At 71.0% G+C, this 22786-nt stretch carries 32 protein-coding genes and 1 pseudogene; 17 read left to right on the top strand and 16 right to left on the bottom strand.

Annotated elements, in window-relative coordinates:
• Window positions 1-36: 36 nt before the first annotated feature.
• Window positions 37-390 (bottom strand): DUF2834 domain-containing protein, encoded by a 354-nt coding sequence (locus IFU40_RS08695; RefSeq protein ID WP_055835647.1) that lies wholly within the window; start codon window positions 388-390, stop codon window positions 37-39.
• Between the two features lie 52 nt (window positions 391-442).
• Between IFU40_RS08695 and IFU40_RS08690 the strand changes: the two genes are divergently transcribed.
• The 4 genes and pseudogenes from IFU40_RS08690 to IFU40_RS08680 all read left to right on the top strand — a co-directional run bounded on the left by IFU40_RS08690 (window position 443) and on the right by IFU40_RS08680 (window position 2368).
• Complete coding sequence (locus IFU40_RS08690; protein ID WP_082516519.1) at window positions 443-796, top strand: TraR/DksA family transcriptional regulator; 354 nt, start codon at window positions 443-445, stop codon at window positions 794-796.
• Between the two features lie 9 nt (window positions 797-805).
• On the top strand, window positions 806-1021 hold the full coding sequence (locus IFU40_RS08685; protein ID WP_055835654.1) for an SCO4848 family membrane protein: 216 nt from the start codon (window positions 806-808) through the stop codon (window positions 1019-1021).
• 122 nt (window positions 1022-1143) lie between these two features.
• Window positions 1144-1433, top strand: a pseudogene (locus IFU40_RS17305) (MFS transporter); the annotation flags it as partial.
• 20 nt (window positions 1434-1453) lie between these two features.
• The gene (locus IFU40_RS08680) at window positions 1454-2368 is read left to right on the top strand and encodes an MFS transporter (protein ID WP_342343519.1); all 915 of its coding nucleotides are present in this window, start codon (window positions 1454-1456) and stop codon (window positions 2366-2368) included.
• Here the strand turns inward: IFU40_RS08680 and IFU40_RS08675 are convergent.
• A complete protein-coding gene (locus IFU40_RS08675) occupies window positions 2298-3029 on the bottom strand; it encodes a membrane protein insertase YidC (RefSeq protein ID WP_191926087.1) in 732 nt (243 codons plus the stop codon). The genes IFU40_RS08680 and IFU40_RS08675 overlap by 71 nt on opposite strands.
• Window positions 3030-3193: 164 nt before the next feature.
• Window positions 3194-3472, bottom strand: a complete 279-nt coding sequence (locus tag IFU40_RS08670) for a DUF6412 domain-containing protein (protein WP_055937451.1) — start codon at window positions 3470-3472, stop codon at window positions 3194-3196.
• Window positions 3473-3533: 61 nt separating this feature from the next.
• Here IFU40_RS08670 and IFU40_RS08665 point away from each other — a divergent pair, with 61 nt between their 5' ends.
• On the top strand, window positions 3534-4046 hold the full coding sequence (locus IFU40_RS08665; protein WP_191926086.1) for a glycine cleavage system protein R: 513 nt from the start codon (window positions 3534-3536) through the stop codon (window positions 4044-4046).
• Between the two features lie 57 nt (window positions 4047-4103).
• Here IFU40_RS08665 and IFU40_RS08660 read toward each other — a convergent pair whose 3' ends face one another.
• A complete protein-coding gene (locus tag IFU40_RS08660; protein ID WP_191926085.1) occupies window positions 4104-4487 on the bottom strand; it encodes a DUF3054 family protein in 384 nt (127 codons plus the stop codon).
• 126 nt (window positions 4488-4613) lie between these two features.
• Between IFU40_RS08660 and IFU40_RS08655 the strand changes: the two genes are divergently transcribed.
• Entirely contained in the window at window positions 4614-5078 is a 465-nt protein-coding gene (locus IFU40_RS08655) for a VanZ family protein (protein ID WP_191926084.1), read from the top strand.
• Here the strand turns inward: IFU40_RS08655 and IFU40_RS08650 are convergent.
• The gene (locus IFU40_RS08650) at window positions 5051-6148 is read right to left on the bottom strand and encodes a sensor histidine kinase (RefSeq protein ID WP_191926083.1); all 1098 of its coding nucleotides are present in this window, start codon (window positions 6146-6148) and stop codon (window positions 5051-5053) included. The two genes, IFU40_RS08655 and IFU40_RS08650, sit on opposite strands and share 28 nt — an antisense overlap.
• Complete coding sequence (locus IFU40_RS08645; protein ID WP_055835675.1) at window positions 6141-6809, bottom strand: response regulator transcription factor; 669 nt, start codon at window positions 6807-6809, stop codon at window positions 6141-6143. The genes IFU40_RS08650 and IFU40_RS08645 overlap by 8 nt, the downstream gene beginning before the upstream one ends.
• Window positions 6810-6860: 51 nt before the next feature.
• Between IFU40_RS08645 and IFU40_RS08640 the strand changes: the two genes are divergently transcribed.
• Both IFU40_RS08640 and IFU40_RS08635 read left to right on the top strand, forming a co-directional pair.
• Window positions 6861-7364, top strand: coding sequence for a metallophosphoesterase family protein (locus IFU40_RS08640; protein ID WP_191926082.1), 504 nt, complete (start codon window positions 6861-6863; stop codon window positions 7362-7364).
• Between the two features lie 68 nt (window positions 7365-7432).
• Window positions 7433-8041 carry a M15 family metallopeptidase gene (locus IFU40_RS08635; RefSeq protein WP_191926081.1) on the top strand — a complete coding sequence of 203 codons (609 nt, stop codon included), beginning with the start codon at window positions 7433-7435 and terminating at the stop codon, window positions 8039-8041.
• A gap of 84 nt (window positions 8042-8125) precedes the next feature.
• On the opposite strand, the gene IFU40_RS08630 is transcribed toward IFU40_RS08635, so the two are convergent.
• Together IFU40_RS08630 and IFU40_RS08625 are read right to left on the bottom strand one after the other, a co-directional pair.
• Window positions 8126-9241 carry a fatty acid desaturase family protein gene (locus IFU40_RS08630; RefSeq protein WP_082509371.1) on the bottom strand — a complete coding sequence of 372 codons (1116 nt, stop codon included), beginning with the start codon at window positions 9239-9241 and terminating at the stop codon, window positions 8126-8128.
• 246 nt (window positions 9242-9487) lie between these two features.
• Complete coding sequence (locus IFU40_RS08625) at window positions 9488-9691, bottom strand: cold-shock protein (protein ID WP_055835690.1); 204 nt, start codon at window positions 9689-9691, stop codon at window positions 9488-9490.
• 529 nt (window positions 9692-10220) lie between these two features.
• On the opposite strand from IFU40_RS08625, the gene IFU40_RS08620 reads away from it, so the two are divergent.
• Window positions 10221-10577: a biopolymer transporter Tol gene (locus IFU40_RS08620; protein ID WP_191926080.1), complete on the top strand. Its 357-nt coding sequence runs from the start codon at window positions 10221-10223 to the stop codon at window positions 10575-10577.
• Between the two features lie 51 nt (window positions 10578-10628).
• Window positions 10629-11120, top strand: coding sequence for a pyridoxamine 5'-phosphate oxidase family protein (locus tag IFU40_RS08615; RefSeq protein ID WP_055835696.1), 492 nt, complete (start codon window positions 10629-10631; stop codon window positions 11118-11120).
• 43 nt (window positions 11121-11163) lie between these two features.
• Here IFU40_RS08615 and IFU40_RS17040 read toward each other — a convergent pair whose 3' ends face one another.
• A complete protein-coding gene (locus tag IFU40_RS17040; protein ID WP_268773221.1) occupies window positions 11164-11298 on the bottom strand; it encodes a hypothetical protein in 135 nt (44 codons plus the stop codon).
• Window positions 11299-11411: 113 nt separating this feature from the next.
• Between IFU40_RS17040 and IFU40_RS08610 the strand changes: the two genes are divergently transcribed.
• A complete protein-coding gene (locus IFU40_RS08610) occupies window positions 11412-11567 on the top strand; it encodes a DUF2256 domain-containing protein (RefSeq protein WP_082509373.1) in 156 nt (51 codons plus the stop codon).
• Window positions 11564-13021 carry a cryptochrome/photolyase family protein gene (locus IFU40_RS08605; protein WP_191926079.1) on the top strand — a complete coding sequence of 486 codons (1458 nt, stop codon included), beginning with the start codon at window positions 11564-11566 and terminating at the stop codon, window positions 13019-13021. The genes IFU40_RS08610 and IFU40_RS08605 overlap by 4 nt, the downstream gene beginning before the upstream one ends.
• A gap of 151 nt (window positions 13022-13172) precedes the next feature.
• Here the strand turns inward: IFU40_RS08605 and IFU40_RS08600 are convergent, their stop codons facing one another.
• Complete coding sequence (locus IFU40_RS08600) at window positions 13173-13388, bottom strand: DUF2945 domain-containing protein (protein ID WP_191926078.1); 216 nt, start codon at window positions 13386-13388, stop codon at window positions 13173-13175.
• 182 nt (window positions 13389-13570) lie between these two features.
• Here IFU40_RS08600 and IFU40_RS08595 point away from each other — a divergent pair, with 182 nt between their 5' ends.
• Entirely contained in the window at window positions 13571-15118 is a 1548-nt protein-coding gene (locus IFU40_RS08595; RefSeq protein WP_191926077.1) for a catalase, read from the top strand.
• Between the two features lie 45 nt (window positions 15119-15163).
• On the opposite strand, the gene IFU40_RS08590 is transcribed toward IFU40_RS08595, so the two are convergent.
• The 3 genes from IFU40_RS08590 to IFU40_RS08580 are packed head-to-tail and all read right to left on the bottom strand — an operon-like array spanning window position 15164 to window position 17455.
• Window positions 15164-15751: a hypothetical protein gene (locus tag IFU40_RS08590; RefSeq protein WP_082509377.1), complete on the bottom strand. Its 588-nt coding sequence runs from the start codon at window positions 15749-15751 to the stop codon at window positions 15164-15166.
• Between the two features lie 40 nt (window positions 15752-15791).
• Entirely contained in the window at window positions 15792-16622 is an 831-nt protein-coding gene (locus IFU40_RS08585; protein ID WP_191926076.1) for an endonuclease/exonuclease/phosphatase family protein, read from the bottom strand.
• Window positions 16622-17455: a glycosyltransferase family 2 protein gene (locus tag IFU40_RS08580; RefSeq protein WP_342343506.1), complete on the bottom strand. Its 834-nt coding sequence runs from the start codon at window positions 17453-17455 to the stop codon at window positions 16622-16624. Before IFU40_RS08580 ends, IFU40_RS08585 begins: the two co-directional genes overlap by 1 nt.
• Window positions 17456-17541: 86 nt before the next feature.
• On the opposite strand from IFU40_RS08580, the gene IFU40_RS08575 reads away from it, so the two are divergent.
• From IFU40_RS08575 to IFU40_RS08565, 3 genes are read left to right on the top strand one after another with little or no spacing between them, the layout of a single operon-like run.
• Window positions 17542-18312: a sulfurtransferase gene (locus IFU40_RS08575; protein WP_191926074.1), complete on the top strand. Its 771-nt coding sequence runs from the start codon at window positions 17542-17544 to the stop codon at window positions 18310-18312.
• 1 nt (window position 18313) lies between these two features.
• Window positions 18314-19267, top strand: a complete 954-nt coding sequence (locus tag IFU40_RS08570) for a dipeptidase (protein ID WP_191926073.1) — start codon at window positions 18314-18316, stop codon at window positions 19265-19267.
• Entirely contained in the window at window positions 19264-19779 is a 516-nt protein-coding gene (locus tag IFU40_RS08565; RefSeq protein ID WP_191926072.1) for a GNAT family N-acetyltransferase, read from the top strand. The genes IFU40_RS08570 and IFU40_RS08565 overlap by 4 nt, the downstream gene beginning before the upstream one ends.
• Before the next feature lie 32 nt (window positions 19780-19811).
• Here the strand turns inward: IFU40_RS08565 and IFU40_RS08560 are convergent, their stop codons facing one another.
• A complete protein-coding gene (locus IFU40_RS08560; protein WP_191926071.1) occupies window positions 19812-21047 on the bottom strand; it encodes an FAD-dependent oxidoreductase in 1236 nt (411 codons plus the stop codon).
• A gap of 63 nt (window positions 21048-21110) precedes the next feature.
• Between IFU40_RS08560 and IFU40_RS08555 the strand changes: the two genes are divergently transcribed.
• Entirely contained in the window at window positions 21111-21509 is a 399-nt protein-coding gene (locus IFU40_RS08555) for an arsenate reductase ArsC (protein WP_055835721.1), read from the top strand.
• A gap of 48 nt (window positions 21510-21557) precedes the next feature.
• Here the strand turns inward: IFU40_RS08555 and msrA are convergent, their stop codons facing one another.
• On the bottom strand, window positions 21558-22112 hold the full coding sequence (msrA, locus tag IFU40_RS08550) for a peptide-methionine (S)-S-oxide reductase MsrA (RefSeq protein WP_055835725.1): 555 nt from the start codon (window positions 22110-22112) through the stop codon (window positions 21558-21560).
• 38 nt (window positions 22113-22150) lie between these two features.
• On the bottom strand, window positions 22151-22609 hold the full coding sequence (msrB, locus tag IFU40_RS08545; protein WP_070408086.1) for a peptide-methionine (R)-S-oxide reductase MsrB: 459 nt from the start codon (window positions 22607-22609) through the stop codon (window positions 22151-22153).
• Window positions 22610-22786: the final 177 nt, after the last annotated feature.

Below are 22786 nucleotides of genomic sequence, written 5' to 3'. Positions count from 1 at the left end.
GCTTCGTGCCCCCTCGAAGCGACGATTCTCGGCTCCTCACGCCGTTCTGCGGTCGGGGTGCGCCGTCAGGTGACGCTGGCGCATCGCCAGGAAGAGCGGAAACGTGAACGCGAACGCCGTCACCCCCGACAGCACGACGTACAGCCAGCCGAAGCGCATTCCGATACGACGCGCCTCGACGATGACGAAGATGCTCCCCGCCACGGCGACGACCAGCAGGTCGACGGTGATCGACGACACGGCCGGTCCGCTCGAGACGAGGTCGCCGACGAAGTCGCGCATCTGCACGATTGCGAAGACGTTGAAGGTCCACGTGCCCACGAGGCCGGCGACGGCCAACGCGAGGAAGACGACGGCGGTCGGGGTCCAGTGACGACGGAGCTCTCTCATGACCCGATCCTCGCGCACCCCGGGTGTCGGAGGTGGGGGCTAGCGTCGGGGGATGGATGCCGAACGAGCCGCCCGCATGCTCGACGAGCGCCAGCGCGAGGTCGACCACCGGCTGTCGCGCCTGCGCGAAGACGAAGCGAGCCTGCGTCACGACCGCGCCGACGCCACGGCCGACGACGAGCACGACCCCGAGGGCTCGACCCTGTCGGGTGAATGGGCCCAGGTCGACGCGCTGCGGCGCGGCGCCGAGGCCGAGCGCGACGAGATCCTCGCGGCGCGGGAACGCGTGGCCGCCGCGACATTCGGCATCTGCGAGAACTGCGGCCGCCCGATCGCCGAGGCCCGGCTCGAGGCCCGCCCCTTCGCCCGCCGCTGCATCGACTGCGCGAGCGGGCGACGCCCGTAGGCTCGACGCATGGAACCCGTGCTCATCACGCTGCTGTTCGCCAATGCCGTCTTCAACGCGGTCGTCTGGCCGCGCTTCTACGTGCGCGTGGCGAAAGACCCCCGTGCCAAGAACGCCGCGGGCAAGGCCACGCCGTTCCTCATCGTGCACACCGTGCTGATCGCCCTGGCATTGACCCTCGCGCTCGCCTCCCTGATCGCCGGCATCGCCGCCCTCGTCGGCTGATCGGGGCGGTCATGCGCGCCCCACGGTAGAATCGGGTCGCGGGTTCGCCCGCCGCACATTGTGCAACTACCTACCTCACCGGCAAGGCGGCACGTTCCATCGCCCCCACCGGAGAACGCTGCATGACCACGCCCGTCGCCGCCCATCGCCCGCTGATCCACCACACCGGGTTCTGGTACTTCCCCGTCGCGTTCGTCGCACGACTGCCGTTCGCGATGATGACGGTGGGCGTGCTCGCCCTGGTCGTCGCGATGCGCGGCTCCGTCGCTCTCGGTGGTCTCACCTCGGCGGCCGTGGGCCTGGGCGTGGTGATCGCCGGTCCCGTGCTCGGCGACCTCGCCGACCGCTTCGGGCAGCGGCGCGTGCTCGTGCCGGTCGGTGTGGCCAACGGCATCCTGCTCGCGATCTTCCCNCGGACCGCAGACGGCGGCGATGTCGCGCAGTCGTGTGATGGCCCTGATCGGCGACCGAGTGGACCCCGCGCGTCGCGAACGCACCTTCTCGCGGGCCATGGCCTACGAGTCCGCCGCGGATGAGACGGCCTTCGTCATCGGACCGTTCGTCGTCGGTGTGCTCGCCGCCCTCATCGCCCCGTGGGCGCCCATCGCCGGTGCCGCGGTGCTGAGTTTCGTCTTCGTCACCGCCTTCGCGCTGCACCCGACCGGGCGGGCCGTGCCCGAACGCTCGGCGCGTGCGGCGATGGCCCCCTTCCGCGAGCTGGTGCATCCGCGCATGCTCGTGCTGGTGGCCGCGGTCTTCGGCGTCGGGCTGTTCTTCGGTTCGACGCTCACCTCGCTCACCGCGTTCATGGAGGCGCAGGGGGCACCCGAGGCGGGGGCACTGCTGTACGGCGTGATGGGGGTGGGGTCGGCCGTGCTCGCGCTGGCCGTCGCCGCGCTCCCCGTGCGGTTCTCACTCCGGTGGCGCCTGGTGGCGTTCTCGATCGTCCTCACGGCTTCGGCCGGGGCGTACACGGTCGGCGGCTCGGTCGCGACCGTGACCACCGTGCTGTGCCTGATGGGGATCGGCGTCGGCCCCTCGCTCGTGACGCTCTTCAGCCTCGCCGGAAACCGCGCACCACGCGGGCGCACGGCGTCAACCATGACGATCCTCGCCTCGGCCCTCACCCTCGCGCAGGCGCTGTCGTCGGCGGTGACGGGCGCCGTCGCCGAGAGCGTCTCGGTGCAGACCGCGATGCTGTTCCCCGCGGTCGCGGCCCTGCTGGTGCTGGCGATGGCCGCGCTGAACGCCTCCGCCGCCCCACGATGGGACGCCGTCACGACGGCAGCGGGTACCGGCGTCGCAGCAGCACACGCTGCACCAGGGTCCACACCGTCGTCACGGTGAGATAGAGCCCGGCCGCGAGCGGCACGAACAGGGCGACGACGGCGGTGGTGAACTGCAGCGCGCCCACCATGCCCGTCGTCCACGCGGGGGCCGAGGGGTCGACGGGAGGCCGCAGGAGCCGCCGCGTGAGCTCGGCCACGCCCGCGATCACCACGACGAGCGCTCCGATCAGGGCGAGAGTCGCGGCATCCACCGTTCCCGAGCCGAGCGCGCCGATGAGGCTGCGTCCGAGCGGCACGCCCAGCAGATCGTGCGAGAGCAGGGCGTTGGACTGACCGCCGACGTTCGGATGCAGGAACACGGCGTAGAGCAGTCCCACGATCGGAGCCTGCGCGAGCATCGGCAGGCATCCCGCCGCGGGAGAGGTTCCCTCATCGCGGTACAGCTGCAGGGTCTCGCGCTGCAGGCGCTCGGGATTCTTCCCCCAGCGTTCGTGCAGCGTCCGCAGGCGCGGAGCGAGACGGGCGCGGGTCTGCTCGGCCCGAGCCTGCGAGACGCCGACGGGAATGAGCAGGAGGCGCACAGCGAGTGTCACGACGACGACCGCGAGAGCGGCCGCGGCGGTGCCGGCGACGGGATCGAGGGCGGCGGTGAGGGCGAGCATCGCTCGCGTGGTGAGGTCGAGGAGCAGGGCGAGGGGAGGAAGGGCGAAGAGGTCCACGGGTGTCCGTTCGGTGCGGCGATCACGGGTCGATCGGTCGCGGGGCGCGGGCACGACGGCACGCATCCGGGGCGGGCGTGCGGCGCGCGTGAGCGCGGGCGACCGGCATCGCGGGTCCCGGGATGCCGAGGACACCGTCGTGAGAGACGGCTCGGCGCGCGGGACTACGCGGTGCGGACCGCGTGCCCCGGCGCGCGGGGACGAGGATGACCGGCCGCGTCGGGGTCGCTCTGCGCGACGGGCGCCGACGGATCGATCGGCCGTGACGACGGTGGCGAGACCGACGCCAGCAGCGCGGGAAGCACCACCAGCACCACGACCGCGGTGACCACGACCGCCGCGGCGAGCACGATCGCCAGGAGCGGTGCGCCGTCGCCGGGGGTGAGGGCGAGCTCGGCGGAGGCGAACAGCACCGTGAGCATGCTGATCAGCGATGCGAACACGTGGCCACCCCCTCTGCGGTCGGGCTCCACGCTAGCAGGGCCCGCTCGCTACGCTGGGGCGATGACCACCCTCGTGCTCACCGTCGTCGGCGACGATCGCGCCGGACTCGTCTCGGCGGTCGCCGACATCGTCGACGCCCACGGCGGCAACTGGGAGAACAGCGAACTGGCCGAACTGGCCGGGGCGTTCGCCGGGATCGTCGAGGTGTCGGTGGCGCCCGACCGCGCCGATGGCCTGCGCGCCGCCCTCGAGGGCCTCGCCGGAACCCTCACCGTCACCGTGCATGCCCGCACGCCCGCGCCGGCGGCATCCGTTCCCCGCACCGTCACTCTCGACGTGGTCGGCAACGACCGGCCGGGGATCGTGCGCGAGATCTCGACCGCGCTGAGCGCGCGGGGCGCCAGCATCGAACGCATGTCGACGCAGACGACGGATGCCGCGATGGCCGGCGGTCGCCTGTTCGAGGCCATGATCACCGCCACTCTGGGGCCCGACGTCGTCGTCGACGACCTGGTGGCCGACCTCGAGCACCTCGCGGCGGAGATCCAGGTCGACGTCTCGCTGTTGGAGTAGTCCGAACGCGGAGGCGGCGGGGACTCCTCCCCGCGGCGGGGAGCGTCGGGCTGTCGCTCAGCGTCGGCGTGACCGCGCGACCAGCCGGGCGATGCCGCGCCATCCGACGAGCAGGAGCGCCAGGGTGATCGCGGCGACGATGACGAACGCCACCGCGACGCCCTGACCGCTCACCGCGCGCAGCACCATGCCGAGCGCGACCGTGATGGCCCACAGCGGCAGGCCCGCGCGCACGACCGCCAGCGGGTGACGCCAGGCGCGCGTCACGAGCCAGCCGATGGCCAATGCGGCGAGGAACGGCCACGCCGTGATCGCGAGCAGCGAGCCGAACGGTCCGAACACGTCGCCGTCGTGCGTGGAGCGTCCGATGCCGGCGAAGACGACCACGAGCACGGCGTCGAGGACGAACGGCAGGACGGGGGAGCGGCGAGGAGTCGGCACCCCACCATTGTCCTCGCCCCGCAGGGCGAACGCGCGCGCGGGATATCGCGGATGTATCGCCGGGCGCAGACGTTGCGGCAACACCGCGGGCGATGGACTGAGGTTCCCGTTCTGCTGGAGGTTCCCGTGTCCGATCGCTCAGCCCCCTCTCCGACCACCGCGCGCATCCTGCTCGCTACCGCCGTGCTCACCGTCGTGGCGGGGCTGACGCTCGCTCCGCGGGCCGTCGCCTGGCCCGCGCGCACGCTCGTCCTCGAGGCGATCGACCACCTCCCACCGCGGTGGACCGACCTGCTACTCGGCGGCAACGCCGACACCGCGCTGAACATCGCGTTCTTCGTGCCGCTCGGCGCCGCGCTCGCGCTCCTGCTGCCGCTGCGGTGGTCTCCGGCATCCGTCCTCGTGTCGGCGGCGGTGTCGCTCACGGTGGAGGTCGCGCAGACGGTGCTGCCCGGTCGCGTGTCGGATCCGGGCGACGTGGTGGCGAACACCGCCGGCGCCCTGGTCGGCACGGTCGTCGTGGTCTTCGCGCGGGTGATGTTCCGCGGGGATCGCGGGGCGGTTCAGCGGGGCAGCCGCAGACGGGCGTGAAGCCCGCCGTCCGCCCTCGGCCACAGCTCGAGCCGGCCCCGGTGCGCTCGGGCGACCGAGGCGACGATGGCGAGCCCGAGACCCGTTCCGTCGGACCGGCCACGGGTGCGGCCCGCTCCGCGCACGAAGGGCTCGGCGAGCGTGGCGACGAGTTCGCGTGCGAGCGGGGCCCCCGAGTTCGCGACGTCGACGATGACGTCGGTCTCGTCGCCGCTCACCGCGACCCGCACCCAGCCGCCGGCGACGTTGTGCACGACGGCGTTGCGGACGAGATTCCCCACCGCCTGGCGGACCAGGGTCGCATCGACGCGCGCCACGACGCCCGTCGCGGCAGGGACGGCGAGATCGATGCCGGCGGCGGCGGCCGCGTCGCGTTCGTCGTCGACCGCCGCGGTGACCAGGGCTCCGACATCGGTCGTGTGCCGCGGCCGTTCACCGGCTCGTCCGGCGACCGCGAGGTCGACCCGCGCGAGATCGAGGAGCGCCTCGGTGAGGTCGATGGCGCGTTCGTTGGTGACCTCGAGGCGGTGCAGAAGTGTCGGCAGATCGACGCCCGCGGGATCGGCGTGCGCCACTTCGAGCAGCGTGCGCATCGTTGCGTGCGGGGTGCGCAGCTCGTGCGACGCGTTGGCCGCGAAGCGCTTCTCCTCGTCGAGGGTCTCGCCCACGCGGGTGAGCATCGCGTCGAAGGTGTCGGCGAGATCGGTGAGTTCGTCGCGGCGCCCGGGCAACGCCGCGCGGTGTTGCAGGTCTCCGTCGCGCACGGCACGGGCAGCGTCCGTGATGCGCGTCAGCGGGCGCAGCATGAGACCGGCCACGAACCATCCGCCGCCGAGGCCGAGGGCCGCGAGCCCGATCACGGTGTACCAGGCGTATCGCACGAACGCCTCGACCAGATCGCGCCGGCCGGGGGTGAAGGCCCCGCTCTCGGACGAGAGGTTGCCCTCGGGCAGGAACCGCAGCACGAGGAAGCCCAGCACGAACACCGCCACGCCCACGACCACGACGAAGGCCGCGTAGCTGAGAGTGAGCTTGAGCCGGACCGAGAGTCCCGCCGGGCGCTCACTCATCGGCGGACCCGACGCGGTAGCCCACCCCGGCGACCGTCTGGATCAGCCACGGCTCGCCGAGCCGTTTGCGCAACGTCGAGATCGTGATGCGGACGGCGTTGGTGAAGGGATCGGCGTTCTCGTCCCACGCGCGTTCGAGCAGCGTCTCGGCGCTCACGACCCCGCCGGCCGCGGCCAGCAGCACCTCGAGCACCGCGAACTGCTTGCGGGTGAGAGACACGTAGCGTCCGTCGCGGTAGACCTCGCGCCGGAAGGGGTCCAGGCGGATGCCGTCGCGCTCGAGCACCGGGGGAGTCCCGGCCGCGGGGCGCCGGGCGAGGGCGCGCAGGCGCAGCACGAGCTCCTTGAGCACGAAGGGCTTGGTGAGGTAGTCGTCGGCGCCGCTCTCGAACCCGCGGGCCTTGTCGTCGAGTCGGTCGGCGGCGGTGAGCATGAGCACGCGCGGGGCCGCCGGCCGAGCCGAGAGCTCGCGCGCGATCTCGTCGCCGTTGGGGCCGGGGATGTCGCGGTCCAGCACGACGACGTCGTAGGCGGTGTACCCGAGCAGTTCCAGGGCGGTGTCGCCGTCGCCGGCGATGTCGGCCGCGATCGCCTCGAGCCGCAGACCATCGCGGATCGCTTCGGCGAGGTAGGGCTCGTCCTCGACGATCAGCACACGCATACCGCGATCGTAGGCCGACCGGTGTATCGCGGGCGTATGTAGCGTGGGGGCATGGCGACGCGACTCCTCCTGCTGGCCGACACCCACGTGCCGAAGCGGGCGCGCGTGCTTTCGGATGCCGTGCGGCGGGCGGCATCCGGAGTCGACCTCATCGTGCACGCGGGCGACTGGGTCGAGGCGGTGGTCCTCGACGAGCTGAGCGCCCTCGGACCGGTCCTCGGCGTGTGGGGCAACAACGACGGCGATGACCTGCGGGCGCGTCTGCCCGAGGTCGCCCGCGCCGACGCCGAGGGCGTGCGCGTCGCCGTGGTGCACGAGACGGGCGCGGCGGCGGGGCGCGAGCGGCGAATGGACGCGGCGTTCCCCGACACCGATCTGCTGGTGTTCGGGCACAGCCACATCCCCTGGGACACCGTGACTCCGCGAGGCCTGAGACTGCTCAACCCGGGGTCGCCCACCGACCGGCGGCGTCAGCCGGCGTGCACGGTGATGACGCTGACCCTCGCCGACGCCGGGGTGCACGACGTCGAACTGCACGAGGTGTCGCGCGACTGAACGCGGTATCGGCGGCATATGCGTCGTCGCATACGATCCTGCAACGCGGCGGGCGCTCGACTGGGTCCATGGCACCCCCGACCTCTGCTCCCGCTTCTTCTCGACACCGACGCCGTCTGGCGCTGCTCACCATCGGCGGTGGCCTCGTCGTCGTCCTCACGGCGGCGATCACCCTGGCCGCCTCGACGACGGCCATCTCGTTCACCTCGGGCGTGCTCGCGGCGACGGGATCCGCCCCCACGATCGACGACGGCGTCGTCGACGCGGCACTCCCGCTGAGCGTCGACGAAGACGAACATCCCGCGATGGTGCGCCTCGACGACGGTCTGCGTGAGGCCCTGCGCGCGGCGCAGGTCGCCGCCCTCGACGACGGCGTCACCTTCGACATCACGAGCGGGTGGCGCAGCGCCGATTATCAACGGTGGCTGTTGGCCGACGCGATCGCCACCTCCGGCAGTGAAGAGACGGCGCGTGAGCTCGTGGCCACGCCCGAGCGGTCGAGTCATGTGACGGGCCGGGCCGTGGACATCGGCTCGCTCGACGCGCAGCTGTGGCTCATCGAGCACGGTCGCGCGTGGGGGCTCTGCCAGACGTACGCGAACGAGCGGTGGCATTTCGAGCGCGCGACCCGCGACGGGGAGGACTGCCCCGAGCCGCGCACCGACGCCCGCGGGTGACAGCCCCCGGGTGACGGCACGCGGGTGATACAGCGACGGCGCCGCCCTCCGGAGGAGGCGGCGCCGTCGTGAGGCTGCGTGCTGCTACTTGACCGCGAGGTGACGCGACGAGCCGGTCAGCGGGCAGTCGAACGGGTCGCGGGCCGCAAGTCCGACCTCGTTGAGGTAGCGGATGACGATTCCGTAGGACTGCAGCAGGGTCGTCTCGACGTAGGGCACGCCGAGGGTCTGGCAGTGCTCGCGGACGATGGCGCGGGCGCGGCTGAGCTGCGGGCGGGCCATGTTCGGGAACAGGTGGTGCTCGATCTGGTAGTTCAGACCGCCCATGAGCCAGGTGGCCCACCAGCCGCCGGAGATGTTGCGCGAGGTGCGCACCTGCTTGCTGAAGAAGTCCAGCTTCGCTCCGGGTTCGATGACGGCCATGCCCTTGTGGTTGGGGGCGAAGGACGCTCCCATGTACACGCCGAAGACGGCCAGCTGCACGCCCAGGAAGGCGAACGCCATGCCGAGGGGCAGGAACACGAAGATGGGCGTGAGCACGAGCGCGTGGCGCACGGCCAGCAGAGCCAACTCGCGCCAGCGGCCCTTGACCTCTTGACGAGAGAACAGGTGGCGGAAGGCGAGGGCGTGCAGGTTCAGGCCCTCGAGCGTGAGCAGGGGGAAGAACAGCCATCCCTGCCGCCGGGTGATCCAGCGCTGGATGCCGCGGGCCTTGGCGGCGTCTTCGTCGAGGAACGAGATCGTGTCGATCTCGATGTCGGGGTCTTTGCCGACGCGGTTCGGGTTGGCGTGGTGCCGCGTGTGCTTGGACGCCCACCACGACTGGCTCATGCCGACGATGCCGTTGCCGATCCACAGTGCCAGCCGGTCGTTCGCGGGACCGGATGCCAGGATCTGGCGGTGGTTCGCCTCGTGGGCGAGGAATGCGACCTGGGTGAACAGGATGCCGAGTGCCGCGGCGATCAGAAGCTGGAACCAGCTGTCGCCCAGAAGAATGGAACCGGTGATGGTGGCGGCGAACCCGAGGGTGATCGCAATGCCCACCACGAGGTAGAACCGGGGGGTGCGGGCCAGGAGGCCGCTCTCGCGCACGACCGACGACAACTCTGTGTAGGCCTTCGCGATCGGGGGGAATTCGGTGGTGCCGGAGTACGTCTGACGAACGGGGCCGAGGCGGGACTCGACGATGGTGGAGGCGATGGACTGCTCCTCTAATCGGGTTGACCGTGGTCGGGAGCCGAGGTGGATACCCCGGTCTGAGGATCACACTACGGGGGACCGTATGGGGCGTTCGGAATACATCCACATGTGCAGGAGGCTCACGGGAAATGCGAAGAGAAGGAGTCGACGCCGGCGCGGACGCGGAGGTCGCCGACGCCCCCCGGGAACGACGAAAGCCGGGTCCGTCGCGAGGCGACGGGTCCCGGCTTCCGAGGTAAGCGGAGCTTAGAGGGGCTGGATGTTCGCAGCCTGCATGCCCTTGGGGCCCTGCTCGGCGTCGAATTCGACCTTCTGCGCTTCCTGCAGCTCCTTGAAGCCGTTGCCCTGGATCGCGCTGAAGTGCGCGAACAGGTCGGCGGAGCCGTCATCGGGAGCGATGAAGCCGTAGCCCTTTTCGGAGTTGAACCATTTCACGGTGCCAGTGGCCATCGTGTTCTTCCTTTATTCATGTTGGGCCGCAGTCGCGGCCGTGGGCGCCGCTCCGGCGCGTGCGGAGCGGACGGGTTACGCCGAGTCACCGTACTGGTGGCTCGTACGCGATGCCCGTTGACGGCGGCCTGAGCCGCGTCGACGGACGTGTGGACACCGAGATTCTCGCCGAGCGGACCCTGGGCTTCGAAGCCCGAGGTGCCCGCGCCGACGAAACCGGCGTAGTCGGATCCGGCCATCGCGACGAAGACGTCGAGATCGGCCTGGCGCCACGATAGTGGCGAAAGGTGAAGCAAGGACACAGAAACTTTCCGCGAGTGCGAGGCGAGGACCGAAGCCGTCGAGCGAGGCACGCGATGGTAGGGGGAGGGAATGCTGTCACTCACGGCTCGGCGCTGTGCGCCCGGCATCTCTGCGATGAGGCGGTCGTCCATGAAGCAAGTCCCAGAATTAATGCCTCCACGTTATCACGGATACCGGTTCTGTGCCCGAGAGGATGCTGACGGCGTCGAACGTGTGCACTGGAGTCATGGCATCCGGCGACTCTTCCCCCTCCGACGACGAGCGGTGGCTCGTCATTGACGGCCGTCGCTGGCGGCGTACCGACCCCGCCCTGCCCGACGACCTTGCCGCACGTCTGCGTTCGCATCTGGGCCGGGCGCGCTCCGCCGTGCGCACCGGAAAGCGCGCGGGCGACGACGACGCGGTCGCTGCGGCGCGCCGCCGGGTGGGCCTGGCGAAGACGGGGCTCGGCGAGCGCGGCCCGCGCTGGTGGGACGACGAGGTCGACGCGCGCGTCGGTCGCGCGACCGACGCCATCGAGGAGCTCGACGGGCTCGCACCGCCCGCCTCGGGAGCAGATGCCGACGGCGAGGTCAATCCGTAGCGTGCCGCGCGCCGTCGGGTTCTGCTGAGAGTTCCGACGAAAGGAACCGTCATGTCCTCCACCCCGTCCGAGCTCGAGAAGCTCAACGATCTGCTCAAGAAGTTCCGGTTCGCGATGGTCACCACGCGCGCCGAGGGCGGCGACCTGCATGCCCACCCGCTCACGGTGCAGGAGACCGAGTCCGACGGTGACCTGTGGTTCATCGTGGGGACGCACGCGTCGGCCGTCGAGCACGTGCGGCGCGACCCGAAGGTGGGCCTGTCGTTCAGCTCCGACGGTCTCTGGCTCTCGCTCGCCGGTGAGGGCGAGGTGGTGGACGACCTGGCCAAGCTCAAGGAGCTGTGGTCGACCAGCGTCGAGGCGTGGTTCCCGGAGGGGCCCGAGTCGCCCGGTGTGACGCTGCTGAAGGTGTCGGCGTTGACCGGCGAGTACTGGGGGAGTGCGGGCGGTCGCATCGCCACGGCGGTGGCCCTGGTGACGTCGAAGGTCACCGGCGAACGTCCTCGAGGCGGCGAGAACGAGACGTTCGACCTGACCGACTGAGAGCACACCCCCCGCGGCGGCTCGCCGCGCGGGGGGCGTCGGCTCAGCCGCCGGAGGGGTTGTCGACGGGCGCGTCGTCGCCGTCGGTGGTGTCGGGGATCTCGGGGGCGTCCGCCGTCTCGAGTTCGTCGGGCTGATCGGCGGTGTCGTCGTGGCCGTGGCCGGGTGTCGAGTTCATGCCGACACCCGACCACGGCCCGTGCTCATCGCGCGCGGGGATTGCGCGGACCGTACCCGTGTGCGAGGCGCAAGCCCCCGGGGCGAACGGTCGGGTCTTGCGACGATGTCGGCATGTCACGACCCGAGGTGCGTTCCAAGCCCTGCGCGTTCTGCGGCCGGCCCTTCACCGACCGCAAGCGCTGGAGCGGACGCGATCAGTGGGATCAGGTGCTCTACTGCTCGCGCGGATGCCGAGCCAAGGCCGCCGCCGCTCGGAGGAGCGCGTGAGTGCGTCGACGAAGGTCACCGCGGCGCTCATCCTGGCGACGCAGCAGTTCGAGGAGCACCCCGCCTACGCCGACGACGACATCGATGAGTTCTTCTTCATCGAATCCGCCCCGAGGTTCCGGAAGCTCCCTTACCACCGGCACAAGATCGTGCTGCTCGTGTCGGCGATGCGGCACACCGCCGCACGGCTCGAGTCCGAGGGGCGCACCGTGCGCCGGATCACGCTGCGCGACGATCTCGGGTTCGCGGCCGGCCTGACGCGGCTGCTCGACGATCACGGCGTCGGGACGCTGCGGTGGATGAGCGACCCGAACCGCCCGGTCGACGATCGCATCGCCCGTCTGTGCGAGAAGCGGGGAGTCGACACCGACATCCTCTCGGATGGGCTGTTCCTCACCCCCGAAGACGAGCTCGACCAGTGGTTCGCCGAGCACCCGACGCCGCTCATGGAGGACTTCTACCACTGGCAGCGCCGGCGCACCGGCATCCTGATGGACGGGGGGAAGCCCGCGGGGCGCCGCTGGAACTTCGACGCCGACAACCGCAAGCCGCTGCCCAAGAAGGGGGTCGAGATCCCGGCACTGCCGCAGCCCGAGCATGATGACATCACCCGGGAGGTCATCGCCGAGGTCGACGAGCTCTTCCCCGACCAGCCCGGCGCGGCGGGGGAGTTCTGGCTGCCGGTCACGCCGGAGCAGTCGAGGCAGTGGCTCGACGTGTTCGTCGCCGAGCGCCTGAACGACTTCGGCCGGTACGAGGACGCCATGAGGGCCGACGAGCCCTTCATCTTCCACGCGATCATCTCGCCGATGCTGAACATTGGCCTGCTCACCGTCGAGGAGGTGGTCGCCGCAGCGACGCGGACCGATGCCCCGCTGGCATCCGTCGAGGGGTTCATCCGCCAGGTGATCGGATGGCGCGAGTACATGCGCGGCATGTACCGGGCGCACCCGAAGCTGGAGCACGTCAACGCGCTGCACCTCGAGCAGCGCATCGAGAAGTACTGGTACACCGCGCAACGGATGCCGAGCACCCTGCCGATCCCGGTGCGCACGGTGCTCGAACGCGTGCACCGATGGGGCTACGCGCACCACATCGAGCGGCTGATGGTGCTCGGCAACTGGTTCCTGCTGCAGGGCTACGCCCCGCGACAGGTGAACGACTGGTTCCTGGCGCTGTTCGTCGACGCGTACGACTGGGTGATGGTGCCCAACGTCATGGGGATGAGCCAGTTCGCCGACGGCGGTTTCGTGGCGACCAAGCCGTACGTGTCGGGCGGGGCGTACCTGCAGAAGATGGGCTCGTGGTGGCCGTCGGCGGCGGATGCCAAGGACTCCGTGTTCACCGAGGCGTACTGGGCGTTCCTCGAACGCCACGAGGACGTGCTGGCCGGCAACCACCGGTTGAGCCTCGCACTGGCTCAGATGCGAAAGCGGCGCGACGCGAAAGAGTAGGCGGTCCCTCGGGCGCCGCGCTTTCGTCGGCGGTCGGCGAAGCCGTTGGCACCGCGCGCCGAACTCCTGAGTTTTCGCGCGTCCGCGCCGCGTCGGGGCGATATACGCACCCGACCGCCGAGAACTCAGGAGTTCGGCACCGCGTGCCCGGTCAGCCCTTGAGCTTGTTCAGTGCCGAACCCTTGTGTGCGGCCTTCGCGCCCGACTTCTCGGACTTCACGATGTAGGCCGGTTCGTCATCGGATGCCGTGAACTTCTGGCCGTCGTGCTCGAAATCCTTCGTCTTCTTCTCGACGACCTCGCCCTGCGTGCGCCCCTGCGGGGTGCCCCAGCTGACCCGTTCGCCCTTCGACAGATCCTTCGGCATGGTTCGTCCTTCCGTTCGTGTGCGCTCATGCTCTCGGCAGCGCGAGGGCGCGCTCGGGGGATTGACACCGGCTGCACCCACTACGTGGTCGGGCGCGCAACCGCAATGCCCGAGTGATGTCGGAGCCCCTGCGTAGCGTCGAGGTGGGCCTTCGTTTCGCGGCCCACGACGTCAGGAGAGCCATGACCGAGCCGACCACCCCGCAGAGCCCGACCACCGCCAACAACGGCGCCCCGGTCGCCAGTGACGAACACTCGCAGAGCGTCGGAGCCGACGGCTCCCTCGCCCTCACCGACCACTACCTCATCGAGAAGCTCGCGCAATTCAACCGCGAGCGGGTGCCGGAGCGCGTCGTGCACGCCAAGGGCGGCGGAGCGTTCGGCACGTTCCGCACCACCGGCGACGTGTCGGCCTACACGCGCGCCGCTCTGTTCCAGCCCGGCGTCGAGACCGAGATGCTCGCCCGTTTCTCGTCGGTCGCCGGCGAGCAGGGCAGCCCCGACACCTGGCGCGATCCGCGCGGCTTCTCGCTGAAGTTCTACACGACCGAGGGCAACTACGACCTCGTCGGCAACAACACCCCGGTCTTCTTCGTGAAGGACGGCATCAAGTTCCCCGACTTCATCCGCTCGCAGAAGCGCCTGCCGGGCAGCCACCTGCGCGACAACACGATGCAGTGGGACTTCTGGACGCTGTCTCCCGAGAGCGCGCACCAGGTGACCTGGCTGATGGGCGACCGCGGCATCCCGGCCTCGTGGCGTCACATGAACGGCTACGGCTCGCACACGTACCAGTGGATCAACGCCGAGGGGGAGCGGTTCTGGGTCAAGTACCACTTCCACACCGACCTGGGCCACAAGACGCTCACGCAAGACGAGGCCGACCAGATCGCCGGTCAAGACGCCGACTTCCACATTCGCGACCTCTACGCCGCGATCGAGCGGGCCGAGTTCCCGACGTGGACGCTCAAGGTGCAGATCATGCCGTACGACGACGCCAAGACGTACCGGTTCAACCCCTTCGACCTGACCAAGGTGTGGCCGCACAGCGACTACCCCGAGATCGAGGTCGGCGCGATGGAGCTGAACCGTAACCCGGGCAACTACTTCGCCGAGATCGAGCAGGCGGCCTTCGAGCCGTCGAACTTCGTGCCCGGCATCGACGGCAGCCCCGACAAGATGCTGCAGGCCCGCATCTTCAGCTACGCCGACGCGCACCGCTATCGCGTGGGAACGAACTACCAGCAGCTGCCGGTCAACCGGCCGCACACCGAGGTGCACTCGTACTCGAAGGAAGGCGCGATGCGCTACGAGTACAACCCGCCCGAGGTGCCCGTGTACGCGCCCAACTCGGTCGGCGGCCCCGCGGCCGACCCGCGCCGCGCGGGCGACGGCGGCTGGCAGAGCGACGGCGACCTCGTCCGCTCGGCGGCCACCCTGCACGTCGAAGACGACGACTGGGGTCAGGCGGGCACGTTGGTGCGCGAGGTCATGTCGGCCGAGCAGCGCGACCGCCTCGTCGAGACGATCACCGGGCACGTCGGCGGAGTGACCCGCGCCGAGGTGCGCGAGCGCGCCGTGCAGTACTGGAAGAACGTGGATGCCGAGATCGGCTCACGCGTCGAGGCCGCACTGCCCCCGCTCGAGGGGTCGACTGCGCCCGGTGAGCAGCTGAGCGAGCCGAACCCCGACGGCGACCTCGTCGGAACGGATGTGGCGGGGAAGATCTGAGGTCGGCGACCGGCGGCGCCCCGCGGGGTGTCGCCGGTTCGTCGCTCAGAGCGGCGCGCGCTCCTCGCGCGTCAGCCGGAAGCGGGAGGCCAGCACGCCGGCGATGAGTGCTCCCGCCCCGCCCGCGATCATGTCGCCGATGGTGTCGTCGTAGGTGACGAAGATCGCGTCGGTGATGAAGCGGTAGCCGAACCACTCGATCATCTCCCACACGGCGCTGAGCGCGAGGCCCGCGAGGGTGGCGACGACGATCGGCGTGCGGCGACGCCCGGTCGGCGCGACGACTCCGGCGTCGTCGAGCAGCACGAGGGCGACGGCGGCGAGCAGACCGGTACAGGCGAGGTGAACGACGAGATCCCATCCCGTCCACGCCCGATACAGCTCGAGCACGTTGCTGCCGGCGGCGACGAACACGGTGACGCAGGTGACGAGGTCGAGGCCCGAACGCAGGCCGATCATGCGCGAGAGCATCACCGCGGGCAGCGACATCGACAGCACCGCGAAGTCCGTGAACGGCAGGGTGAACAGCGAGACGATCACGAGCACGATGGCGAGCGCACGAACGGCATCGGTCACCCAATCCGTGACGCTTCGCGGCGGGCGCTTCAGGTTGGCGTACATGGCCCGGATCACGGGTGCCCCTCCCTTGTGTCGACAGCTCGTCCGTTCGCCATCACGCCGCCACGGTGGGAATGCGCAGGACGGCCTGCACGGCCAGATGGTCGCTCGGCCATTGGGTGCCCGTCGGCCGGGGGTCGATGCCCACGGCGCGCACCCCGACGTCGGGGGTCGCGAGCACGGCGTCGATGCGCCGAGCGCCGAGCTTCGGGCGCGCGTAGTTGTTGAAGGTGCCCCACTCGGCGGTCCGTCGGGTGGGGGCGTACGACCAGGTGTCGACGAGCAGACCCGCGGCGAACATCCCGGCGAGTTCGTCTGAGCGGATGGGCGCGTTGACATCGGCGGTGAACAGCAGCGGTCGCGTGCGGTCGGCGACCAGGTCGTGCAGCCACGTGGCCGAGCGCTTGCGGGCTCGTCGTGAGAACGCGTCGAAGTGGGTGTTGACGAAGGTGAAGCGCGCGTCGGTCGCGCGGTCGCGCAGCTGCGCGATCACCGCGACGCGGGGGATGGTGTTGCCCCACCCCGTCGAACCCGGCACGGTCGGGGTGTCGGAGAGCATGACCTGCTCCCAGTCCTCCAGTTCGATGCGGTCGCGATCGTAGAACAGCGGTGTGCCCTCGCCGCCGCGATCCTTGCCGCGACCGAGGCCCACCCGTCCGTAGCGCGTGCCCAGCGAGTCCTGCACCCAGCGAGCCTGGTCGGGCATCGCCTCCTGGGAGCCGAGCAGATGCGGGCGGTTCGCGCCGAGGAAGGTGCGCAGGCGTTGCTTGCGCAGGGGCCACCGGTCGGCGGGCGGCCACGTGAGGCGTTCGAAGCGGCGTCGCACGTTGAAGCTCATGACGTGCAGGTCGGGTGCGTCGACGGTCGGGAACAGGATGCCGGCCATCAGCGAGCAGCCCCGCTGCGCGAGCCGCGCGACTCACCCGGCGCGCTGACCTCGCGGGCGCGATCGCCACGGGTCGCGCGTCGGCGCACGAGCCGCGCCCACCGTGCGGGCGGGAGGTCGCCCGGCCAGTGTGCGAACACCGTCCCCGCCCCGCGGCGGAAGCAGCGGACGAAGCGGCGCGGCTCGACCGTGCGCGACGACACCCGCATGTGCCGGCCGGGGACGAAGCGGATACGGTGACGTCGGCCGAGGTGGTACGCGAGGTCGAGGTCGTCGTGGAGCTCGGGGTCCACGTGCACCTCACCGCGGACCGCGTTCCAGGCGCGTCGCCGGAACGCCATGTTCGACCCCCAGAGCGGCGTGTGGCCCAGCGCGGGGAAAGCGAAGGCGGCGTATGTGCCCAAGAAGGCGCGCGACAGGGCCACCCGTCCGGCGACGGGACCGTCGTGGAAGACGGCGCCGCCGGTCACGGCATCCACCGCCGGGTCGCTCAGCGCGTCGATCATGCTCGCCACCCACGTGGGCTCGGGGATGCTGTCGGCATCGAGACGCAGGATCAGGTCGCCGTGGGCGGCGTCGTATCCGGCGGCAGCGGCGGCGGGAATGCCGCGCTCGCCGCAGAACACGACGCGGGCACCCGCGGCGCGGGCGATGTCGGCGCTGTCGTCGGTCGAGGCGTTGTCGACGACGACGATCTCGTCGGCGACGGTGGTCTGCGCCGCCAGGGCGCGCAGACACCGCCGCAGGTGCGGTCCGTCGTCGAGAACGGGGATGACGACCGACACGGTGTTGAGCGGCACAGTATCGGGCGTCGCAGCGGATCTTTCGGGCACGGCGGGCTCCAGACGGGGTCGTCCTGCCACGCTAAGCGATGCGTCGAGGGGCGCTCGCCGGGTTGACGCTTTCGTACGCTGGAGACATGGCATCCGTCCTCAACGTCTCGGCGTACCTCTTCACACGCATCGACGATCCCGCGGTCGTGCGCGAGACGCTCCGCGATCGGGCCGGGGCGGCGGGACTGCGGGGAACGATCCTGCTGGCCGAGGAGGGCATCAACCTCTTCCTGGCCGGAGCGCCGGAGGCCGTGCGCGCCTTCGTCGACCGACTGCTCGCCGACGAGCGGTTCGCCGCCCTCGAGACGAAGGACAGCTGGTCGGACGCCGTGCCGTTCGGGCGGCTCCTGGTGAAGGTCAAGCGCGAGATCATCCGCATGGACCGCCCCGAGGTGCGCCCGCAGGACGGCCGGGCTCCCGCCGTGTCGCCCGAGACCCTGCGCCGGTGGCTGGATCGGGGCAGCGACGACGACGGCCGCGAGGTCGTGCTCGTCGACACCCGCAACGCGTTCGAGGTCGACTACGGCACCTTCGCGGGTGCGAAGGACTGGCGCATCGAGCGCTTCACCCAGTTCCCGGATGCCGCGGACTCCCACCGCGACGAACTCGCAGGCAAGACGGTGGTGAGCTTCTGCACCGGGGGGATCCGCTGCGAGAAGGCGGCGCTGTACCTGCGCGACGAGGGGCTGGACGCCTATCAGCTCGACGGGGGCATCCTCGGGTGGTTCGCCGCCCAGGGCGGTGCGCACTGGAACGGCGAGTGCTTCGTCTTCGACGAGCGCGAGGCCGTCGACCCGGCGCTCGCCCCGACGGGCACGGCCCTCGCTCCCGCGGGCGTCTCTCCCACGGGCGTCTGAGATGCTCTGGGATCAGCACGCCTGCGTCGAGCTCGTCGAGACGGCCGACCTCGGCGAACTGCTCCGCTATCGCGGCGGCGGCGGGGGATACGTCTCTCTCAACGTCGGTTTCGCTCCCCATCCGCCCGCGCTCACGGCATCCCTGCTCCGCTCCTTCCGGGCGCAGGTGACCGCGATCGACGGGCTCGAGCTGGCCGCCACGGTCGCCGACATCGACCGCATCGCCGCGCGAGGCGACACCGCCGTGGCCTTCGACCTCGAGGACTGCGCGCCGCTCGGCGGGGACCTCGACGCGGTGGAGGGACTCGTCGCGCAGGGCGTGCGCACGCTGGCGCCGACCTACAACCACGCCAACCGCGCCGGCGGCGGCTGCTTGGACGCGGTCGACGACGGTCTCACCGGGTGGGGACGCGACCTCGTCGCCGAGATGAACGCGCGCGGAATGGTGCCCGACGGCTCGCACGTCGGTGCGCGGACGACGTTCGACCTGTGCGCGGTCTCGACCCGACCGGTCGTCTTCAGCCACTCCAACATGCGTGCGGTGTGGGAGCACCCGCGCAACATCACCGACGACCAGGCGCGAGCCGTCGCCGACACCGGGGGAGTGGTGGGCATCACGGGGGTGGGGATCTTCCTCGGCCCCAACACCCCGACCCTCGAGGCGATGGTGCGCCACCTCGATCACGCCGTCGAGGTCGTCGGCATCCGGCACGTCGGTGTGAGCACCGACTTCTCGTTCGACTGGCAGACCTTCCGCGCCACGATCGCCGGGACCCCCGAGCTGTACGACGAGAGCTACACCCGGTGGGGGCCGATGCAGTGGATGCCGCCCGAGACGTTCGTCGACCTGGGCGCAGCGCTGCAGGCGCGAGGATGGAGCGACACCGACGTCGCTGCGGTGCTCGGCGGCAACTTCCGCCGGGTCGCAGCCGAGAGCTGGGAGCCCCGCCCATGACCGACCTTCGAGACGGCGCCGTGCTGCGCGCCGCGCGTGCCCGCGACGAGAACGGCATCCTGGCGTGCATCCAGGCGCTGGCCGACTACGAGAAGGAGCCGGATGCCGTCGACAACACGGCCGGAATGATCGCCGAGACCCTGTTCGGCGACGATCCCCGCGCCTTCGCGTTCGTCGTGGAGGGGCCCGACGGCATCCGCGCCATCGCGATCTGGTTCCTCACCTACTCCACGTGGACCGGCCGCCACGGCATCTGGCTCGAAGACCTGTACGTGCACGAGCAGTACCGCTCGCACGGCTACGGCGTCGCCCTGCTGTCGGCGCTCGCCGCGGAGTGCCTCGAGAAGCAGTACACGCGTCTGGAGTGGACGGTGCTCGATTGGAACGAGCCTGCGATCGGTTTCTACCGCGCGCTCGGGGCCGAGGCGATGGAGGAGTGGACGACGCGTCGCGTGACCGGCGAGGCGCTGACGGCGCTGGCGGCGCGCGGCGAGGTCGCCGGAGCGGTCTGAGACGGCATTCCGCCGACCGCCCGGGTGCCCGTTCAGCCGGCGAGGTCTGCGAGCACGGCTTCGGCGGCCCGCTGCCCCGACACCAGCGCGCCCTGGATCGACGCGGTGTCGCGGTGGTCGCCCGCGATGTACCGTCCGTCGTCGAGCCTGACGGGTCGACGCAGCCGCAGCGGCGGGTCCTGCGCGGGGAGCGCGCCGACGACGTCGTCGCGGCGGAGCAGGCGCCAGGGGCGGGTGTCGGCATCCCAGATCTCGGCGAGCTGGCGACGGATGCCGTCCTCCGACGCCTCCGACGGCATCACGCACGTCGCCTGCACGAGGTGCTGCCCGCGCGGCGCGTAGGTGGGGGCCGTGTTCGTCATGATCGCGGTGTTGACGATCGGTCCGCGACGGCGCCCGTCGACGCGCAGGGCGGCGTCGGTGCTGGGCGCTCGATCGGTGGCAAACCACCACGTCTGCAGGCCCCGCGGGCGGGGGAGCGGGACGTCGAGGTCGGGCGCGAGCCCGGTGGCGACGACGACGGCGCGCGCCGTCACGGCCTCGTGGCCCTCGACGCCCACGTGCCAGCCGTGCGCGCGGCGGCGGGTGGAGACGACCCGGTGCGACGGCCGGATGCCGGCCCCGGCGCGCCGCGCGGTGTCGGCGAGCTGCGCGGGAAGCGCGCCGATGCCCGCGGCGGGGACGCCCGGGCGGCCGAGGGCGAAGCTGCGGATGAGAAGGCGCACGAAGGCGTCGGAGGTCTCCTGCCGATCGTCGGCGAGGACACCGGCGAGGAACGGCTCGAGCACGCTCTCGCGCAGCGCGCCGCGGAGCCCGGTGCGATCCCACGCCTCGGCGAGCGTGCGGTCGGGGCCGGTCTTCGCCGCGCGGCCGGAGGCGAGGGTGGGGGCCGCCCAGCGCGCCAGGGCGACGAGGTCGGCGGGTCGCACGAGTCCGCTCGACAGCGTCGCGGGGATCGACAGCGGGTGGCGCAGCGGATGCGCCAGCCGTGCGAGACGGTCGTCGAGCCGCACGCCGACGGCGACGGGGAAGCGCCGGAGGGCGAGGGCGTCGACGTCGACCCACCGTCGCACGGCCGGGTACGCCGGGTTCAGCACGTGGAACCCGAGGTCGAGGCGGAACCCGTCGACGACGTCGGTGCGTTCTCGTCCGCCGACGGTGTCGCCGGCCTCCAGCACGACGACGTCGCGGCCGGCCTCGGCCAGGTGGATCGCGCAGCGGAGCCCGGCCAGGCCCGCGCCCACCACGATGACGTCGTATGCGCTCATCCGGCGAGCCTATGCAGCGCGTGACGGGTGGGAGCGGGGGTTGCCGTGCGCGATGATGAGGGCATGGAATCCGTCACCGTCCTCTTCGTCTGCGTCCACAACGCCGGACGCTCGCAGATGGCCGCCGGTTACGCGCGCGCGCTCGGCGGCGACCGCGTCACCGTCCTGTCCGGAGGCAGCGCCCCGGGCGCAACGCTCAACCCGATGGCGGTCGCGGCGATGGCCGAGGAGGGCATCGACATCAGCGCCGAGGTGCCGCAGCTGCTGCTGACCGATGACGTGCGCGCCTCCGACGCGGTGATCACGATGGGTTGCGGCGACGCGTGCCCGATCTTCCCCGGCAAGCGCTACGAGGACTGGGAGCTCACCGACCCGGCGGGAAAGGGCCTCGACGAGGTGCGGCCGATCCGCGACGACATCAAGACCCGGGTGCAGCGCCTGCTCGACGAACTGCTCGCCTGACGCCACGAAGGCCCGGATGCCGTGGCATCCGGGCCCTCGTCAGGCGACTTACGCGGAGGCTTCCTCGCGCTTCGGCAGCACCCAACCGGGGCGCACGAAGTGGCACGTGTAGCCGTGGGGGATGCGCACGAGGTAGTCCTGGTGCTCGGGCTCGGCCTCCCAGAACGCGGCCTCGGGCTCGATCGTGGTGACGGCCTTCGCGGGCCAGATGCCCGAGGCGTCGACGTCGGCGATCGTGTCGCGCGCGACCTTCTCCTGCTCGGGGGAGAGCGGGAAGATCGCGGAACGGTAGCTCGTACCCACGTCGTTGCCCTGACGGTTCAGGGTCGAGGGGTCGTGGATCTGGAAGAAGAACGCCAGGATGTCGCGGTAGCTCGTCTGCGTGGGATCGAAGACGATCTCAACGGCCTCGGCGTGCCCGGGGTGGTTCCGGTAAGTGGCGTGCTCGTTCTGACCGCCGGTGTACCCGACGCGCGTGTCGAGCACGCCGGGCTGGCGACGGATGAGGTCTTCGACACCCCAGAAGCAGCCGCCCGCGAGGACGGCGGTCTCGGTGCCGGGGCGGCGGGTGATCTCGCCGGTGTCGGAAGGTCCGCTGGTCATGGTGGTGCTCCTTTTGCGGTTGCGGAACGGGAAGAGGTTCACGAGGCGGGGCTCTCGCGGAACAGGGGGAGGTACGCGCCATACCCCTGGGCGTCGAGCTCGTTGACCGGCACGAAACGCATCGCCGCCGAGTTCATGCAGTATCTCAGCCCGCCGGCATCGCGGGGGCCGTCGTCGAACAGGTGCCCGAGGTGGCTGTCCGCTCCGGCGGAGCGCACCTCGGTGCGCGTCATCCACAGGGTGCGGTCCTTCTTCTCGACGACGGCGGCGTCGTCGAGGGGGCGGGTGAAGCTCGGCCAGCCCGAACCGCTCTCGAATTTGTCCCTCGACGAGAACAGGGGCTGCCCCGACACGACGTCGACGTAGATCCCGTCCTCGTGGTTGTCCCAGTACTCGTTGCGGAACGGCGGCTCGGTGGCGTCGTCCTGCGTGACGGCGAACTGGCGGTCGGTGAGACGGCTCAACGCCTCCGACGTCTTCCGGTACTCCGTGCTCACGGGTGTGTCCTCTCGTTCAGACGCCCGGAATCGGGCGATACGGGGAAGAACGTCGTCGCCGCCGGTTTTGGTCCCGTGGGGCTGGGAGCGGGCTGTGAGTTGTCGGGGAGGGCGGATGCCGAGGGCAAGCCCCGCGGTTGTCACCGGTGCCCGCACTAGCGTGACGACATCGACCAG

The organism is Microbacterium sp. CFBP 13617, assembly GCF_014839445.1.
Taxonomy (GTDB): Bacteria; Actinomycetota; Actinomycetes; order Actinomycetales; family Microbacteriaceae; genus Microbacterium.
Note: the sequence above shows the minus strand (reverse complement) of the source record. Positions and strands in the feature narration are given on the sequence as shown.

Coding starts and splice junctions, on each gene's coding strand:
- IFU40_RS08650 (WP_191926083.1), bottom strand. CDS start 6,148: ATGAGTGAGCGCCCGGCGGGACTCTCGGTCCGGCTCAAGCTCACTCTC.
- IFU40_RS08555 (WP_055835721.1), top strand. CDS start 21,111: ATGGAATCCGTCACCGTCCTCTTCGTCTGCGTCCACAACGCCGGACGC.
- IFU40_RS08680 (WP_342343519.1), top strand. CDS start 1,454: ATGTCGCGCAGTCGTGTGATGGCCCTGATCGGCGACCGAGTGGACCCC.
- IFU40_RS08695 (WP_055835647.1), bottom strand. CDS start 390: ATGAGAGAGCTCCGTCGTCACTGGACCCCGACCGCCGTCGTCTTCCTC.
- IFU40_RS08645 (WP_055835675.1), bottom strand. CDS start 6,809: ATGCGTGTGCTGATCGTCGAGGACGAGCCCTACCTCGCCGAAGCGATC.
- IFU40_RS08585 (WP_191926076.1), bottom strand. CDS start 16,622: ATGGCCGGCATCCTGTTCCCGACCGTCGACGCACCCGACCTGCACGTC.
- IFU40_RS17040 (WP_268773221.1), bottom strand. CDS start 11,298: ATGAACTCGACACCCGGCCACGGCCACGACGACACCGCCGATCAGCCC.
- IFU40_RS08690 (WP_082516519.1), top strand. CDS start 443: ATGGATGCCGAACGAGCCGCCCGCATGCTCGACGAGCGCCAGCGCGAG.
- IFU40_RS08685 (WP_055835654.1), top strand. CDS start 806: ATGGAACCCGTGCTCATCACGCTGCTGTTCGCCAATGCCGTCTTCAAC.
- IFU40_RS08575 (WP_191926074.1), top strand. CDS start 17,542: ATGGCATCCGTCCTCAACGTCTCGGCGTACCTCTTCACACGCATCGAC.
- IFU40_RS08610 (WP_082509373.1), top strand. CDS start 11,412: ATGTCACGACCCGAGGTGCGTTCCAAGCCCTGCGCGTTCTGCGGCCGG.
- msrA (WP_055835725.1), bottom strand. CDS start 22,112: ATGACCAGCGGACCTTCCGACACCGGCGAGATCACCCGCCGCCCCGGC.
- IFU40_RS08620 (WP_191926080.1), top strand. CDS start 10,221: ATGGCATCCGGCGACTCTTCCCCCTCCGACGACGAGCGGTGGCTCGTC.
- IFU40_RS08625 (WP_055835690.1), bottom strand. CDS start 9,691: ATGGCCACTGGCACCGTGAAATGGTTCAACTCCGAAAAGGGCTACGGC.
- IFU40_RS08615 (WP_055835696.1), top strand. CDS start 10,629: ATGTCCTCCACCCCGTCCGAGCTCGAGAAGCTCAACGATCTGCTCAAG.
- IFU40_RS08595 (WP_191926077.1), top strand. CDS start 13,571: ATGACCGAGCCGACCACCCCGCAGAGCCCGACCACCGCCAACAACGGC.
- IFU40_RS08560 (WP_191926071.1), bottom strand. CDS start 21,047: ATGAGCGCATACGACGTCATCGTGGTGGGCGCGGGCCTGGCCGGGCTC.
- IFU40_RS08600 (WP_191926078.1), bottom strand. CDS start 13,388: ATGCCGAAGGATCTGTCGAAGGGCGAACGGGTCAGCTGGGGCACCCCG.
- IFU40_RS08640 (WP_191926082.1), top strand. CDS start 6,861: ATGGCGACGCGACTCCTCCTGCTGGCCGACACCCACGTGCCGAAGCGG.
- IFU40_RS08635 (WP_191926081.1), top strand. CDS start 7,433: ATGGCACCCCCGACCTCTGCTCCCGCTTCTTCTCGACACCGACGCCGT.
- IFU40_RS08565 (WP_191926072.1), top strand. CDS start 19,264: ATGACCGACCTTCGAGACGGCGCCGTGCTGCGCGCCGCGCGTGCCCGC.
- IFU40_RS08570 (WP_191926073.1), top strand. CDS start 18,314: ATGCTCTGGGATCAGCACGCCTGCGTCGAGCTCGTCGAGACGGCCGAC.
- IFU40_RS08665 (WP_191926086.1), top strand. CDS start 3,534: ATGACCACCCTCGTGCTCACCGTCGTCGGCGACGATCGCGCCGGACTC.